Annotated in this window: 10 protein-coding genes; all 10 read left to right on the top strand. The window is 72.6% G+C overall.

Annotated elements, in window-relative coordinates; genetic code table 11:
* The first annotated feature begins 342 nt into the window (after positions 1 to 342).
* The 10 genes from ACTOQ2_RS21670 (at position 343) to ACTOQ2_RS21625 (ending at position 14,114) form a co-directional block, all read left to right on the top strand.
* Complete coding sequence (locus ACTOQ2_RS21670) at positions 343 to 2,463, top strand: amylo-alpha-1,6-glucosidase (protein ID WP_440101690.1); 2,121 nt, start codon at positions 343 to 345, stop codon at positions 2,461 to 2,463.
* Between the two features lie 139 nt (positions 2,464 to 2,602).
* Positions 2,603 to 3,712, top strand: coding sequence for a glycosyltransferase family 4 protein (locus ACTOQ2_RS21665; protein ID WP_440101689.1), 1,110 nt, complete (start codon positions 2,603 to 2,605; stop codon positions 3,710 to 3,712).
* A gap of 102 nt (positions 3,713 to 3,814) precedes the next feature.
* Positions 3,815 to 4,585: an enoyl-CoA hydratase/isomerase family protein gene (locus ACTOQ2_RS21660; protein ID WP_440101687.1), complete on the top strand. Its 771-nt coding sequence runs from the start codon at positions 3,815 to 3,817 to the stop codon at positions 4,583 to 4,585.
* An 87-nt stretch (positions 4,586 to 4,672) separates the two neighbouring features.
* Positions 4,673 to 5,056, top strand: coding sequence for a hypothetical protein (locus ACTOQ2_RS21655; RefSeq protein WP_440101686.1), 384 nt, complete (start codon positions 4,673 to 4,675; stop codon positions 5,054 to 5,056).
* The gene (locus ACTOQ2_RS21650; RefSeq protein WP_440101684.1) at positions 5,053 to 6,294 is read left to right on the top strand and encodes a DUF6395 domain-containing protein; all 1,242 of its coding nucleotides are present in this window, start codon (positions 5,053 to 5,055) and stop codon (positions 6,292 to 6,294) included. Before ACTOQ2_RS21655 ends, ACTOQ2_RS21650 begins: the two co-directional genes overlap by 4 nt.
* On the top strand, positions 6,291 to 7,133 hold the full coding sequence (locus ACTOQ2_RS21645; RefSeq protein ID WP_440069187.1) for a M55 family metallopeptidase: 843 nt from the start codon (positions 6,291 to 6,293) through the stop codon (positions 7,131 to 7,133). Before ACTOQ2_RS21650 ends, ACTOQ2_RS21645 begins: the two co-directional genes overlap by 4 nt.
* A 205-nt stretch (positions 7,134 to 7,338) precedes the next feature.
* Positions 7,339 to 9,054: a flavin monoamine oxidase family protein gene (locus tag ACTOQ2_RS21640; RefSeq protein ID WP_440101682.1), complete on the top strand. Its 1,716-nt coding sequence runs from the start codon at positions 7,339 to 7,341 to the stop codon at positions 9,052 to 9,054.
* A gap of 73 nt (positions 9,055 to 9,127) precedes the next feature.
* A complete protein-coding gene (locus tag ACTOQ2_RS21635; protein WP_440101680.1) occupies positions 9,128 to 9,694 on the top strand; it encodes a YbaK/EbsC family protein in 567 nt (188 codons plus the stop codon).
* A gap of 131 nt (positions 9,695 to 9,825) precedes the next feature.
* The gene (locus tag ACTOQ2_RS21630; RefSeq protein ID WP_440101679.1) at positions 9,826 to 12,105 is read left to right on the top strand and encodes a protein kinase domain-containing protein; all 2,280 of its coding nucleotides are present in this window, start codon (positions 9,826 to 9,828) and stop codon (positions 12,103 to 12,105) included.
* Positions 12,105 to 14,114: a protein kinase domain-containing protein gene (locus tag ACTOQ2_RS21625; RefSeq protein WP_440101677.1), complete on the top strand. Its 2,010-nt coding sequence runs from the start codon at positions 12,105 to 12,107 to the stop codon at positions 14,112 to 14,114. The genes ACTOQ2_RS21630 and ACTOQ2_RS21625 overlap by 1 nt, the downstream gene beginning before the upstream one ends.
* The last annotated feature ends 14 nt before the right edge of the window (positions 14,115 to 14,128 follow it).

Below are 14,128 nucleotides of genomic sequence, written 5' to 3'. Positions count from 1 at the left end.
CCCTTTCGTAGTCACTGTAAGTAATTGAATGACTACTATCGGTTCAAGTTCAGGTATGCCAGGGTCTTTGTGGTTGTGACTCCAACCGGTCGTGCAGGATCCGTCTTTCGCGGCTTTTGTCGTATGGGGAGTGCGCGCCCCTCCTTGGAGGGAATGCGGGCCCGCCTGGGAGGGGTGTGCGGTTCCGCCGGTGGGCGGCCTCGGGGGACGGGTACCGGATCGACTCGGACAAAGTCCCTCTTATGCGGCAAAGTACGACAACATACTTCTTTTACATAGTTCTTTCTTGTTCGTGGCGGGAATGGCTATATAGCCGACATCTCGTACACCCGGGAGAGAACAGTGAACGCATGGACGTTCGAGGGCCAGCCGGGCGCGCTGGGCGACACCACGGTCACGCTGGTCGAGGGCGGTTCCTTCTGCGTGTGCGCCCGTAACGGCGACATCCTTCCCGGCGGGGCACAGGGTGTCTACCACGCCGACACCAGGATCCTGTCGCGCTGGGAGCTGAGGGTGGACGAGCTGCCCGTGGAGGCGCTCAGGGTGCTTCCGGCCGAGCCCTACCACGCGATGTTCCTCGGCAGGGCCGCCCCCCGCCCTGGGCGGGCCGAGGGCAGCCTGCTCGTGATCAGGGACCGCTACGTCGGGGGCGGCCTGCGCGAGGACCTGACCCTGCGCAACCTGTCCGGGGAGCCCGCGGGATGCGTGGTCGACATCCACGTCGCCTCCGACGTGGCCGACCTGTTCGAGGTGAAGGCCGGCCGGATCCGGCACGTGACCGACGTGGAGATGACGGCCGACAGGACGGGACTGCTGATCTTCTCCACCTGCCGCTCGCGCGGCACCAGGGTGGTGGCCGAGCCGTCGCCGTTCGCCGTGCCCGGGGTGCTCATCTTCCGCGTCGTCGTGCCCGCGCGGGGTGAGTGGAGCGCCAGCCTGCAGGTCAACCCGATCCTGGAGGGCGAGGAGTCGCCCGCGTGGTTCTCCACCCACCGTCCGCTGGAGCACGCGGAGCCCGCCAGGCGGCGCGCCGACTGGGAGCGCCTCAGCCCGATCATCGTCACCTCCGACCGTGTCCTGACCAAGGTTCTGGAGCGTTCCAAGGCGGATCTCGGCGCGCTGCGGCTCTTCGAGCCCGGCAAGCCGGACGAGGCGCCGACGATCGCCGCGGGCGCGCCGTGGTTCATGACCCTGTTCGGCCGCGACTCGCTGCTGACCTCGTGGATGGCGCTCTCGATGGACCAGTGCCTGGCACTGGGCACCCTGAGGCGCCTGGCCGGGTTGCAGGGCACCGCCGACGACCCGCTGACCGAGGAGGAGCCGGGCAAGATCCTGCACGAGCTCCGGTTCGGCACGCAGACCGGCGCCTCGCCGCACGCGGGCCGGGCCTACTACGGCTCGGTGGACTCGACCCCGCTGTTCGTGATGGTCATGGGCGAGCTGCGCAGGTGGGGCATGTACGAGGACGCCGTCGAGGAGCTCATGCCGCACGTCGACGCGGCCCTCGACTGGATCCGCAGATCCTCCGACCCGTTCCTGTCCTACCGGCGCAAGACCGACCACGGGCTGATCAACCAGGGGTGGAAGGACTCCTTCGACGGCGTCAACTTCGCAGACGGCACCATCGCCGCTCCTCCCATCGCCCTGGCCGAGGTCCAGGGCTACGTCTACGCCGCATACATCGCCCGCGCCCACTTCGCCCACGAGGTGGGCGACAGCGCCCTGGAGGGGCAGTGGACGGTCCGCGCGGAACGCATCAGGGACGCCTTCAACGAGCGCTTCTGGCTGCCGGACCGGGGCTACTACGCCATCGGCCTCGACGGCGCGGGACGCGCCATCGACAGCCTCGCCTCCAACATGGGGCACTGCCTGTGGACCGGCATCGTCGACGAGGACCGGGCCACCCAGGTCGCCGAGCGGCTGCTCTCGCCGGAGATGTTCACCGGGTACGGGGTGCGGACCCTCGCCACCACCATGGGCGCCTACAACCCGATGAGCTACCACAACGGCTCGGTCTGGCCGCACGACAACGCCCTGATCGCGGCCGGGCTGATGCGCTACGGCTTCACGGGCGAGGCCCAGCGGATCGCCTTCGGCCTGCTGGACGCGGCCGAGGTCTTCGGCTGGCGGCTGCCCGAGCTGTTCTGCGGGTTCGACCGGGCCGAGTTCACCTGGCCGGTGCCGTACCCCACCTCCTGCTCCCCGCAGGCGTGGGCCGCGGCGAGTCCCATCCAGCTCGTCAGGAGCCTGCTGCGCTTCGAGCCGTGGATCCCGTACGGGCGGGTGTGGCTGGATCCCGTCGGCCTGGAGGGCCTGCGGATCCAGGGACTGCCGCTCGCGGGCTCCCGGGTCACGATCGAGGTCGGCCCGGACGGTGCCGCCGTGGCCGGGCTGCCCGAGGGGATCACCTTGATCAACGAGCCGCGCAGCCCGCTCACCGCCGCTCTGCGGCAGGTCCACTGATCGTTTCTCTCGCGTCCTTCCTGGGCCGCGCCTTTTTCCGATTCCGCGTTCTTCCAGGTTCCGGTCTTCTTCGGTTCCGTGTCTTTTCTGTGAGGTGGCCATGGTTTCTTCGAGAGATGTTCCGGAATGGTCGGAGGGCATGCGCATTCTGATGGTCGCGCCGCCCTGGTACGACGTGCCGCCCCTGGGCTACGGGGGCATCGAGTCGATGGTGGCCGGGCTCGTCGCCGGGCTGACCCGGCGCGGGCACGACATCACGCTGATCGGGGCGGGCCGGGCGGGGACCTCCGCGCGCTTCCTGAGCACCTACGGGCGGGCGCCCTCCGAGCGGATCGGTGAGCCGCTGCCCGAGGTCCTGCACGCCGCCAAGGCGTACGCGATGACCTCGAAGCTCGTGGTGGACGTGATCCACGACCACACCCTGGCCGGCCCGCTGACCGCGTCCGCGCAGACCGTCCCGACGGTGATCACCTGTCACGGGGAGGTGGGGGGCGAGTTCGGCGAGTACTACCGGGTGCTCGGCACCGCCGTGTCGATGGTCGCCATCTCCGAGGCCCAGCGGCGCATCGCCCCCGACCTGAACTGGGCGGGGGTGGTCCACAACGCGGTCGACGTCACGGCCTTCCCCTTCAGGGAGCGCAAGGAGGACTGGGCGCTGTGGCTGGGCCGGTTCAACGAGGACAAGGGCGCCCACCTGGCCATCGACGCCGCCCGCGCCGCGGGACGGCGCATCCTGCTCGCCGGCAAGCTCACCGAGAAGATCGAGTACGACTACTTCGACGAGTACGTCAGGCCCCGGCTCGGCGCCGACGCCGAGTACGTCGGCGAGGCCGACACCACGCGCAAACACGAGCTGCTGGCGGCGGCCAGGTGCCTGATCTTCCCGATCGTCTGGGAGGAGCCGTTCGGCATGGTCATGATCGAGGCCATGGCCTGCGGCACGCCCGTGGTCGCCCTCTGCAGGGGGGCCGTGCCCGAGGTGGTCGTGGACGGGGTCACCGGATTCATCCGGAGCGACCCCTCGGAGCTCCCCGCCGGGATCGAGGCGGCGGGCACGATCGACCCGCGTGCCTGCCGTTCCCGCGTGGAGCGCTTCTTCGGCGTGGAGGTGATGGCCCGCGCGTACGAGGCGATCTACCGCAGGACGATCGCCGGGCTGCCGAGGCGGGCGAGGGAGGACAGGGAGGACAGGGAGGACTCGGACAGGAACGCCGGGGAGAGCAGGGACCTGGCCATGCCCGTCAACTGAGACGCGCCCTAAGGTGGTTCGCGGCGCCGTGATCGACGGGGATCGCGGCGCGGCGGACCCCGGCGCGGCCCGCGGGTCCCGGCGGAAGGCGGGAGGACGTCCATGGGTGAGTTCGCGCGGGTGGAGGCGGCCGACGGGGTCGCGACGATCAGGCTCGACCGGCCGAAGATGAACGCGCTCAACCGGCAGGTCCAGCTGGAGATCGCCGAGTGCGCCCGGCAGGTGGACGCCGACGACGACGTGTACGCCGTGGTCCTCTACGGGGGGAAGGTCTTCGCGGCCGGGGCCGACATCAAGGAGATGGCCGGCATGTCGTACGCCGACATGGCGGTCCACTCGCAGGTCCTGCAGGACTGCTTCACCGCCGTCGCGAGGATCGGCAAGCCGGTCGTCGCGGCCGTGACCGGCTACGCGCTCGGCGGCGGCTGCGAGCTGGCGCTGTGCGCCGACGTCAGGATCGCCGGGGAGTCGGCCAAGCTGGGCCAGCCCGAGATCCTGCTGGGCATCATCCCCGGGGCGGGCGGCACCCAGAGGCTGCCCCGGCTGGTCGGCCCGGCCAGGGCCAAGGACCTCATCTTCACCGGGCGCCACGTGTCCGCCGCCGAGGCGCTGAGCATCGGCCTGGTGGACCGGGTCGTCCCCGACGACGACACGTACACCGAGGCCCTCGCGTACGCCGCCCGGTTCGCGGGAGGTCCCGCCCTGGCGCTGCGCGCCGCCAAGAAGGCCGTGGACCGCGGCCTGGAGACCGACCTCGACACCGGCCTGGAGATCGAGCGCCTGCAGTTTTCCGGGCTGTTCGCCACCGACGACGCGGGGATCGGCATGCGAGCCTTCTCCGAGAGGTCGAAGGCCGAGTTCACCGGCCGCTGACCGGCCCGCCGGGCCGGATGGAGCTTGTAGGGATTGGTCCTGGCTGATCAGGAATTGCCGGTATCGTGCCGAGTTATGGTGCGGTTGGTGAAGCGTGCGCTGGTGCCCGCCCCGCTGCGGCGGGCGGTTCTCGGCTGGTTCGACTCCCGGTACATCTCCAGGGCCGACCACCGGCAGGACGTCAAGGACGCGCTCTGGGAGGTCCAGACGCTGGCCAGGGAGGTCACCTCGCTGCGCGCGGAGGTCGTCGAGCTGCGCGCGCAGGTGGCCGGGGTCAAACTCGACCCGGCGCGGGCCGAGCGCTGGGACGACGCCCACCGGCTGGCCCAGGAGACCGCCGCCGCGCTGGACGGGGTGCTCCGGAACGAGGTGCTGCTCTGGCAGGCCGTGGACCGCGCCACCGGAGGAACGGCGGACATCGGAGACACGGCGGACATCAGGGGCACGGCGGGCAGGGGGAGCGGCGCGTGAGAGTGGCCTGGACGGCCGACGGCGGCACCTGGCACCTGGAGTTCCGGCTGGACCCCGAGGACGGCGTCACCGGCCACTGCGCCGACGGCGCGCCGCTGAAGCTGGCCACGAACACCTTCAGGGTCGAGCTGCCGCGGGCGCTCCGTGACATCCACCCGGACCTGCTCGCCCTCGCCGCGTGGACCGTGGTCGCGCCGTGGACCCGGCGCCGCGTCACCTTCGACCGGCCGATCTCGCCGGAGTTCGCCGAGGCGATCGGCGACGGCTGGGGGGTCCATGCGGGTCCCGCCGGTCCCGCCGGTCCTACGGGGGCACAGCCGAGGTCCGGCGGCAGGCTGGCGATCTCCTACAGCGGCGGGGCCGACTCGGTCGCGGTGGCCGCGATGCTGCCCGACGCGCCGTTCGTGCACTTCCAGCGGGTCTCCCACCCGCGCGTGCCCAACCGGTGGACCCACTACCGCTCGGACGTCCTGGCCTCGCTGGCCGAGAAGACCGGCCGCGAGCTGACCGTCGTCCGCTCCGACCTGGAGTTCACCCTCGCCGAGCCCCGTCCCGGCTACCCCGAGCACCACGCGGTCGCCGCGGGCGCGCTGCTGATGGCCGACGAGCTCGACCTGGGCGGCCTGGCCTTCGGCTACGAGCTGGGGTCACGCTGGCTGGGGGGCGCCCGCTACATCCACCGCTACACGCCCGACAACCTGATGTGGGCCCCGCACGGCGCCTGGGGACGGGCGTTCGCCGCCGCCGGGCTGCACATCGTGCTCCCGGTGGGCGGGGTGAGCGAGGCCGTCACGATGCGGCTCGCCCTGAACTCCGAGCTGCGCGGGCAGCTCCGCTGGTGCCTGCGCGGGGTGGGCGGCCCCTGCGGGACCTGCGGCAAGTGCCTGTACAAGGAGCTCATCCAGGCTGCCGTCGAGCGTCGCCCGCTCCGCACCACGATCACCGCGGGCCGCCCGGTCGCCCGCAAGTGGCAGCAGCCGCCCCCGTACGGGGGCCAGGAGATGATCGAGTACGGCTGCGCCCGGGTGCCCGGCATCGAGGACACGGTCTTCGCCGCGGCGGCCCGGTACCTCCGCGCGACCGAGTCGTCCACCGCCTGGCTGGACCGCTGCTACCCGCCCGCGGTCGCGGAGATTCCCGAACCGTGGCGCAAGCAGGTTCACGACTTCGTGGACGGGGAGATCGGTTTCATGAGCGAGGAAGAGGCGCGGCGCGTCGAGACATGGGGGATGACGTGAAGGTCTATCTCTCGGTCGACATGGAAGGTGTCACCGGGCTGACCGACCCCGAGGAGATGCACGCCGGGGGCCGGGGCTACGAGCGCGGCTGCGAGCTGATGACCGGCGACGCCAACGCGGTCGTCGAGGGGGTGTTCGACGCCGGGGCCACCGCCGTGCGCGTCAACGACGCCCACGGCTCGACCAAGAACCTCAGGATCGACCTGCTCGACGAGCGGGCGACCCTGCTGCGGGGCCCCGGCAAGCCGCTGCGGATGGGACAGGGGCTGGACGCGAGCCACCGGGCGGCCTGCTTCGTCGGCTACCACGCGCGGGCCGGTGTCCAGCACGGCGTGCTCAACCACACCTGGATGGGCAAGGAGATCCACAACATCTACCTCAACGGCGAGGTCTGCGGGGAGACCCGTCTCGTCGCCTCCTTCGCCGGGACGCTCGGTGTGCCGGTGGTCCTGGTGACCGGGGACGAGGCCGTCTGCGAGGAGGCCAGGGAGCTGCTCGGCGACGTGGAGACCGTCGCTGTCAAGAAGGGCGTCGACAGGTTCGCCGCCGAGCTCCTGCCGCCCGCCGTCGCCCACGCCCGCATCCGCGAGGCCGCGGCCCGCGCGCTCGACCGGGTGGCCGACTTCCGCCTCTGCGCCCCCGAGCCGCCCTTCACCCTCGGGGTCGAGTGGAACTCCACCGCCATCGCCGCCGGATGCGCGATCATCCCCGGGGTGACGGCGGCGGGCCCGCGCCACACGGAGTTCACCACCGACGACTTCTCGCAGATCATGTCCCTGCTGGGGATCTTCGCCATGATCGGCGGCCACGTCGCCTGCGGCAGCGGCGCGTACGGCTGACCCTTCCGACACCCCCCGATGTCCTTTTCGACCCCCCTTCGCCCGAGGCTTCCCCCGATCCGGATAGCCTGCGACGCGCGATCCCCCGCGACCCGGCGGTCCCCCTCGATCCCGGCGATCCCTTCGACCCCGCGATTCCCCTCGATCCCCTCGACCCCGCGATTCCCCTCGACCCGACGGTGCCCGATGTCCCCTGACGACCCCCATGAGTGACGAGACGGGCCCCGCGCGGCCCGACGCCGCCTCCGCCGCGGCGCCACCCGCCGCCGAGAGCCCCGCCGAGACCCCTGCTGAGACCCCTGCTGAGACCCCTGCCGCGGTGACCCCCGCCGCCAAGGCCGCGCCCGCCGCGGGAGCGGGCCTGACGCGCAGGGCGCTGCTGGTCGGCGTGGGCGCGGCCGGAGGAGCCGGGGCCATGTTCGCGGCGATGGGTGCCCTCGGACTCGCCCCGGAGTCCCAGGACAGGGACTTCACCCCTCCGCAGCGCTCCGACTTCTCCCTCACCGGCAGGGGAGCGGCCAAGGTGGTCGTCCTCGGCGCGGGCATCGCCGGGCTGACCTGCGCCTACGAGCTGGGCAAGGCCGGGTACGACTGCACGGTCCTGGAGGCGTCCGGCCGGGTGGGCGGCAGGAACCTCACGCTGCGCGCGGGTGACCGGCTGGACGAGCTGGGCGGCGAGACGCAGACCGCGGGGTTCGAGGAGGGCGTCTACTTCAACGCCGGGGCCGCGCGGATCGCGGCCTGGATGGTCACCATGGACTACTGCCGCGAGCTGGGCGTCCCAGTCGAGATCTTCGTCAACAACAACGCCTCGGCGTACGTCTACACGCGCGGCATGACCGCCCCGGCCCGGGCGCGCACGGCCCGCGCGGACCTGTACGGCTACGTCGGGGAGCTGCTGGCCAAGGCGAGCAACGCGGGCGCGCTGGACCGCCGTCTCACCGCGGACGACCGCGAGCGGCTGGAGGAGTTCCTGCGGCGTTTCGGCGACCTCGGCCCCGACCTCGCCTACCGGCGGGACTCCCGGCGGCGGGGGTTCGAGACCTACCCCGGGGTGGGCGAGGGCGTCTCCGTGGGCACGGCCTCCTCGCTGCGCGACGTGCTCGCCGCGGGCACCGGCAGGTACGTCACCATGGACTTCGGCTACGACCAGGTCATGCCCATGTTCCAGCCGGTGGGCGGCATGGACACGATCACCGACGCGCTCGCCGACGCGGTCGGCCGCGACCGGATCAGGACGGGCACGCCGGTCACCGGGGTCAGGAACCTGCCCGACGGCGTGGAGGTCACGCACCGGGACGGCACGGGGACCGGCGTCGTCCGCGCCGACTACTGCGTCGCGACCCTGCCGCCCCACCTGTTCGCGCGCCTGCCGCACAACCTCGGCACCCCGGTCACCGCCGCGCTCCGCACGCCCGTACCCGTCTCCGCCGGCAAGATCGGGCTGGAGTACGGGAGGCGCTGGTGGGAGATCGACGACCGCATCTACGGCGGCGCCACCGAGACGGACCTGGACATCACCCACATCTGGTACCCCTCCTACGGCTACCACTCCCGCGGCGGCCTGGTGGTCGGCTACTACAACACCGAGGAGAACGCCGACGTGTACACCGGTCTCTCCCACCGCGAACGACGGAACCGCGCGCTCACCCAGGGCAAGAAGATCCACGGGGAGAAGTACCGTGCCGAGCTGCGCTCCAGCATCTCGATCGCCTGGGGGCGCCAGCCGTACATCGAGGGCGGCTGGGCGAGCTGGCCCTCCTACGAGGGCGGCTTCGCCCTGCTGCAGCGCCCGGCGGGCCGGGTCTACTTCGCCGGCGACTGGCTCACGCACCTGACCGCCTGGCAGGCCGGGGCCATGGAATCCGCGAGGAGGGCGGTCACCGATCTGCACCGCCGGGTGCTCCAGACGACCTCCTGAGTGTCACCCCGCCGCCGTAAAGTCTTCGGTGCGAGAGAATCTCCAAAGGAATTCCTAGGGAGGCGAGACGGCGATGGCGATCGGGACGCTGGACTGGACGAGCGCCGCGGAGCGGCCGGACCTGCTGGCCGAGCCGGTGGCGCGGGCGATCGGCGGGCTCGGGGAACTCGGCGGGCTCGGCGGGCTCGGCGGGCTCGGCGGGCTCGGCGGGATCACTGTCGCCGAGATCGACCCGGAGCTGGCCGACACGGCGGCCTTCTGCGAGCGCTACGGCGTGGGCATGGGCGAGTCGGCCAACTGCGTGATCGTGGCGGCCCGGCGCGCGGGGGAGACCCGCTACGCGGCGTGCATGGTGCTCGCCACCACCAGGGCCGACGTCAACGGGGTGATCCGGCGCCATCTGGACGCGCGGAAGATCTCGTTCGCGCCGATGGACGACGCGGTCGCGCTGACCGGCATGGAGTACGGCGGGATCACCCCGCTCGGGCTGCCCGAGGACTGGCCGGTGCTCGTCGACGAGGCGGTGGCGGCCCATCCGGAGGTCGTGATCGGCAGCGGCGTCCGCCGCTCCAAGCTGGCCGTGTCCGGCTCCCTGCTGGCCGGATTGAAGACGGCGCAGGTTCTCCACCTGGCGAACTGAAGCGGAAATGAGATTAAGTGAGAGCGGGAATCGGGAAACCGTCGGGGTTCTGTGAACGTTATTCAGTCGGAAAATGTGGCCCGATGGTTCATCTCGTGGGCGAGGTCTAAGCCGATATGGTGCTTCATGCCATGAATCAGGACGACCGGTTGGGTCCTTACCGGCTGCTGCGGCGGCTCGGCGAGGGCGGTATGGGCGTGGTCCATCTAGCCGTCGACCCGCAGGGCCGGCAGGTGGCGGTGAAGGTCCTCCGCGCCGAGGTGGCGGGCGACGACGTCGCGCGTCGCCGTCTTTCGCGCGAGGTCGAGACGATGCGGCGGGTGCGCAGCGAGTACATCGCGGAGGTCCTCGACGCCGACGTGACCGGCCACCGCCCCTACATCGTGACGCGCTACGTCGCGGGCAGGCCGCTGGACGAGGTCGTCAAGCAGGACGGCCCGATGGAGCTGCCCGCGCTGCTGCGGGTCGCGCACGGGGTGGCCTCGGCGCTGGCCGCCGTCCACTCGGTCGGGGTGATCCACCGCGACCTCAAGCCCGGCAACGTCCTCATCCTGGACGGCGAGCCGGTCCTCATCGACTTCGGCATCGCGCAGGCCGTCGACGCCACCCGGCTCACCCAGACCGGCATGTTCATCGGCACCCCCGGCTACCTCGCCCCCGAGATCATCGAGGGACACGAGGCCGGGCCCGAGGTCGACGTGCACGCCTGGGCGGGGACCCTGGTCTTCGCCGCCACCGGCCTGCCGCCCTTCGGCAAGGGCACGCTGGAGATGATCTTCTACAACATCACCGCGGGCAAGGCGAACGTCGACGCCGTCCCCCAGGCGCTCCAGCCGGTCCTGCGGGCCGCGCTCCAGCGCGACCCGGCCAGGCGGCCCGCCGCCGCCGAGCTGGCGGCCCAGGTGGCGCGCCTGCTACCCCGCCCCGGCACCGGCAGGCCGCGGGTGCCCGACGAGGTCACCACGGTCGCGGAGTTCGACGACCCCGCCCCCGGCGCCCCCGGCTCCCGCGGCCCCGGGGCCCCGGGTGCGTTCGGTGGCCTCGGTGGTCCCGGCGCCCCGATCCCGAGTGTCCCCGCCGCCCCGAATCCGCGCGTCCCCGGGCGCCAGGGCGCCGCGGTCGACGGGCCGGGCGACGTGCCGACCCCGGTGGCGTCACGCCCCGCGGTCCAGCAGCCCACCTCCTGGCCTCCCGCCCCCGTGGCCCCGCCCCAGGAATACGTCTCGCTGCTCGGCGAGGAGCAGCCCGACCCGTGGCCCACCCGCCGGGTGACGCCCGAGGAGCTGCGTCAGGCCGCGGCGGCCCAGCAGGCCGCGCACGACCTGCCCACCGGCATGCTCGCCCCCGAGGACGTCCCCACCCGCACCCCGGGCGCCGTTCCCGGCCCGGTGCCCGGTCCGTCCACCCCCGCCCACGACCGGCAGGGGGCGCGGGCCGGCGACGACGGCGCCACGGCGCCGGTCTCCGACGGGGACATTCCCACCCAGCGGGTCCGCCCTCAGGACCTGCAGGAATACATCCGCCAGTACACCGACCAGCAGGGCCGGCCGGGCCTGTCCGGTCAACAGGCCCCGCCGGGCCGGCAGTCCCCGCCGGGTCAGCAGGGCCGGTCGCCGCAGCCCGGCGGCCAGCCCCCGCCGCCCTACCCGCAGCGGCAGGCCCCGTTCGACCAGCAGCGGACCCCGCAGGTCCGCACCCCTACGCCGCCCCCCTACCCCTACCCGCATCCCCAGCCGCAGCAGCACGCCCAGCAGCCGCAGCAGCCCGTGCCCGCGGCGCTCCACCCCGGCCAGCGTCCCGGAAACGCGTTGCAGCGTTCCAAGGCGTACGGGGTGGCGAGCGTGCTGATGCTGGTCGTCATGACGGTCGCGGCGGTCGTCGCCCCGGTGATCGTCGCCGCGCTGGTGATCCCGGTGGCGATCCTGCTGCGCGCCGCCGACATCGCCCAGCCCGCGTTCAGCGCCAGAAGGGCCGCGGGCAAGGCGGCGGCCGACGTCCTCCGGGTGCTCGGCCAGCCGGCCGCGCTGCTGAAGTCGATCGGCATCACCATCGCCCTCGTGCCGTACGCGCTCATCCTCGGCCTGCCGGTGACGCTCCTGCTCGCGGTGCTGGTCGGGAGCATGCCGGAGACCAACGCGCTGAGCTGGGGGGTGGCCGTCGCGCTCTGGACCCTCTGCGCCGGACCCGGCGTGGAGGGCCCCAGCCGCCAGATGCGACGTACGCTGGCATCACTGCTGCCGTCGCGCGGCGCGGCCATGATCGTCGCCGCGGGGCTGGCGGTGGCGGCGGCGCTGATGGTCCTCCTGGCGATCGGCACCGTGGGAGACACAGCACGACGGGCGGTGTGGACGCCGGTCGACGTCGGAACGGTGGTGCACGAACTGAAGGACCTACGAAAGAAGGCGGCGTGATGACCGGGGACACGCGGGCGCCCGAGAGGCTGGGTCCGTACCGCCTGCTCAGGAAGATCGGCGAGGGCGGCATGGGCGTCGTCCACCTCGGGCTCGACGAGGACGGGCGTGAGGTGGCCGTCAAGGTCCTGCACCCGCACGTGGCCGCCGACCTCAAGGCGCGCGACCGGCTCACCCGCGAGGTGGAGACCATGCGGCGGGTGCGCAGCCAGCACGTCGCCGAGGTGCTCGACGCCGAGCTGACGGCCAAGCAGCCCTACATCGTGACCCGCTTCGCCCCTGGGCGCACGCTGGAGGAGACCGTCCTGGAGGACGGCCCGCTCTCCGACGACCAGATCATCCGGCTGGCGCAGGGCATGTGCGCGGCGCTGGTGGCCATCCACGCCGCCGACGTCATCCACCGCGACTTCAAGCCGTCCAACGTGATGATCGTCAACGGTGACCCGCTGGTCATCGACTTCGGCATCGCCCACCTGGTCAACGCGACCCGGCTGACCCAGACCGGCATGTTCGTCGGCACCCCCGGCTACCTCGCCCCGGAGATCATCCGCGACTCCGAGATCACCCAGGCGGCCGACGTGCACGCGCTGGCCTCGACGGTCTTCTTCGGCGCGACCGGCAAGCCGCCGTTCGGCACGGGCAGCTTCGAGGTCGTCTGCTTCAACATCATGGAGGGCCGGGCCAACATCGACCTGGCCCCCGCGTGGCTGCGGGGCTGGCTGCGGCGTGCCCTGGCCGTCGACCCCGTCGCCCGGCCGTCCGCGACGGAGCTGCATCGGATGGCCCGCGCCCTCGACCCGAGGGTGACGGCCTTCCAGGAGACGCCGCCCACCTCCGTCCTGGACAGCGGGACGAAGGTCCTCAACACCGACGGCACCAGGGTCCTGGACGGCCAGGCCCCGGCCTCGTCGTCCTCGTCGTCCCCGCCGCCGTCCCGGTCCTCGCAGGCCCCGCCGCCCGCGCCGCCGCGGAACGGCACCCGCGCGCTGCCGCAGGACGGCACCTACTCCGACCTGCTCCCGCCGGTCGAGTACGCCAAGCCGGAGCGGCGTGAGCGCAGGCCCAGGCAGGAGCAGGGCCAGGGGTCCGCCGCGACGGCCCCGCCCCCGTACGTCCCGGCCTCCAAGCCGCCGCCCTACGTTCCCGCGCCGCCCTCGGCGCAGGTCAGGGCCGCGGCCCCGCCACCCTTCGCCGACCAGCGGGTGGCCGGATATCCGGCGCCGCCGCCCACCGGCCAGGCGCGCCCCTACCCGCCGCCGGTCCAGGCGCGGCGTGAGGCCCCGACCCAGGACCGGCCCGCGCCCGCGCCCCGCACCCCTCCGCAGGAGCGCTACCGCGCCGCCCACCCGCTGGCCTCGGTGCTGCTGCTGACCATCCTGGTGGCGCTGGCCTGCATGCTGCCCGTGGTGGTGAGCGTGTTCGCGCTGGCCGCCGCGCTCTGCCTGCGGGTGGGCGAATACCTCTTCGGTGACCTCGTCCAGCGACGCTCCATCCGGGGCAGCAGCGCCAGCGACCCCCTGCTCGCGGTGCTCGGCACGCCGTGGGCGCTGATCAGGTCCGCGTTCGGGACGCTGGTCACCGGGGCGCTGTCGGCGATGTTCGGCATGTGCGTGTGGGGGTTCCTCGTCTACGCCGGGGACATGAACAAGAACTTCGCGGCCGCCTACGCCGCGGGTGCCTTCGTGGCCGGGCTGTTCGTGCTGCCCGGCGGCGGCAAGCCCCGCAAGGCCGTCGCCCGCGCGCTGAGCGGGGTCATCCGCAGCCCCGGCGCGGGCATGGTGACCACGATCGTGCTGGGCACGCTGGCGTTCTTCGCGGTGATGGCGGCGTTCAGCGTGGTCCCGTCCTTCTCCCCGTGGCAGCCTCCGACCGAGGTCGTCGACGACCTCACGGCGCAGTGGCGGCAGTCGGCGAACGAGGGCGCGATGGGCGCGCTCGACCTCGTCGGCGGTCTCTTCGACGACCTGATGAAGAGCCTCGGCCTCGGATTCCTCACGTTCTGGAGGTAACGGCGCCGCCGGCG

It is taken from the genome of Streptosporangium sp. H16 (genome assembly GCF_051918855.1).
GTDB lineage: Bacteria > Actinomycetota > Actinomycetes > Streptosporangiales > Streptosporangiaceae > Streptosporangium.
Note: the sequence above shows the minus strand (reverse complement) of the source record. Positions and strands in the feature narration are given on the sequence as shown.

Bases quoted from the DNA above. Each gene is read 5' to 3' on its own strand.
- ACTOQ2_RS21665 (WP_440101689.1), top strand. From the start codon at position 2,603: ATGCGCATTCTGATGGTCGCGCCGCCCTGGTACGACGTGCCGCCCCTG.
- ACTOQ2_RS21660 (WP_440101687.1), top strand. From the start codon at position 3,815: ATGGGTGAGTTCGCGCGGGTGGAGGCGGCCGACGGGGTCGCGACGATC.
- ACTOQ2_RS21640 (WP_440101682.1), top strand. From the start codon at position 7,339: ATGAGTGACGAGACGGGCCCCGCGCGGCCCGACGCCGCCTCCGCCGCG.
- ACTOQ2_RS21635 (WP_440101680.1), top strand. From the start codon at position 9,128: ATGGCGATCGGGACGCTGGACTGGACGAGCGCCGCGGAGCGGCCGGAC.
- ACTOQ2_RS21630 (WP_440101679.1), top strand. From the start codon at position 9,826: ATGAATCAGGACGACCGGTTGGGTCCTTACCGGCTGCTGCGGCGGCTC.
- ACTOQ2_RS21625 (WP_440101677.1), top strand. From the start codon at position 12,105: ATGACCGGGGACACGCGGGCGCCCGAGAGGCTGGGTCCGTACCGCCTG.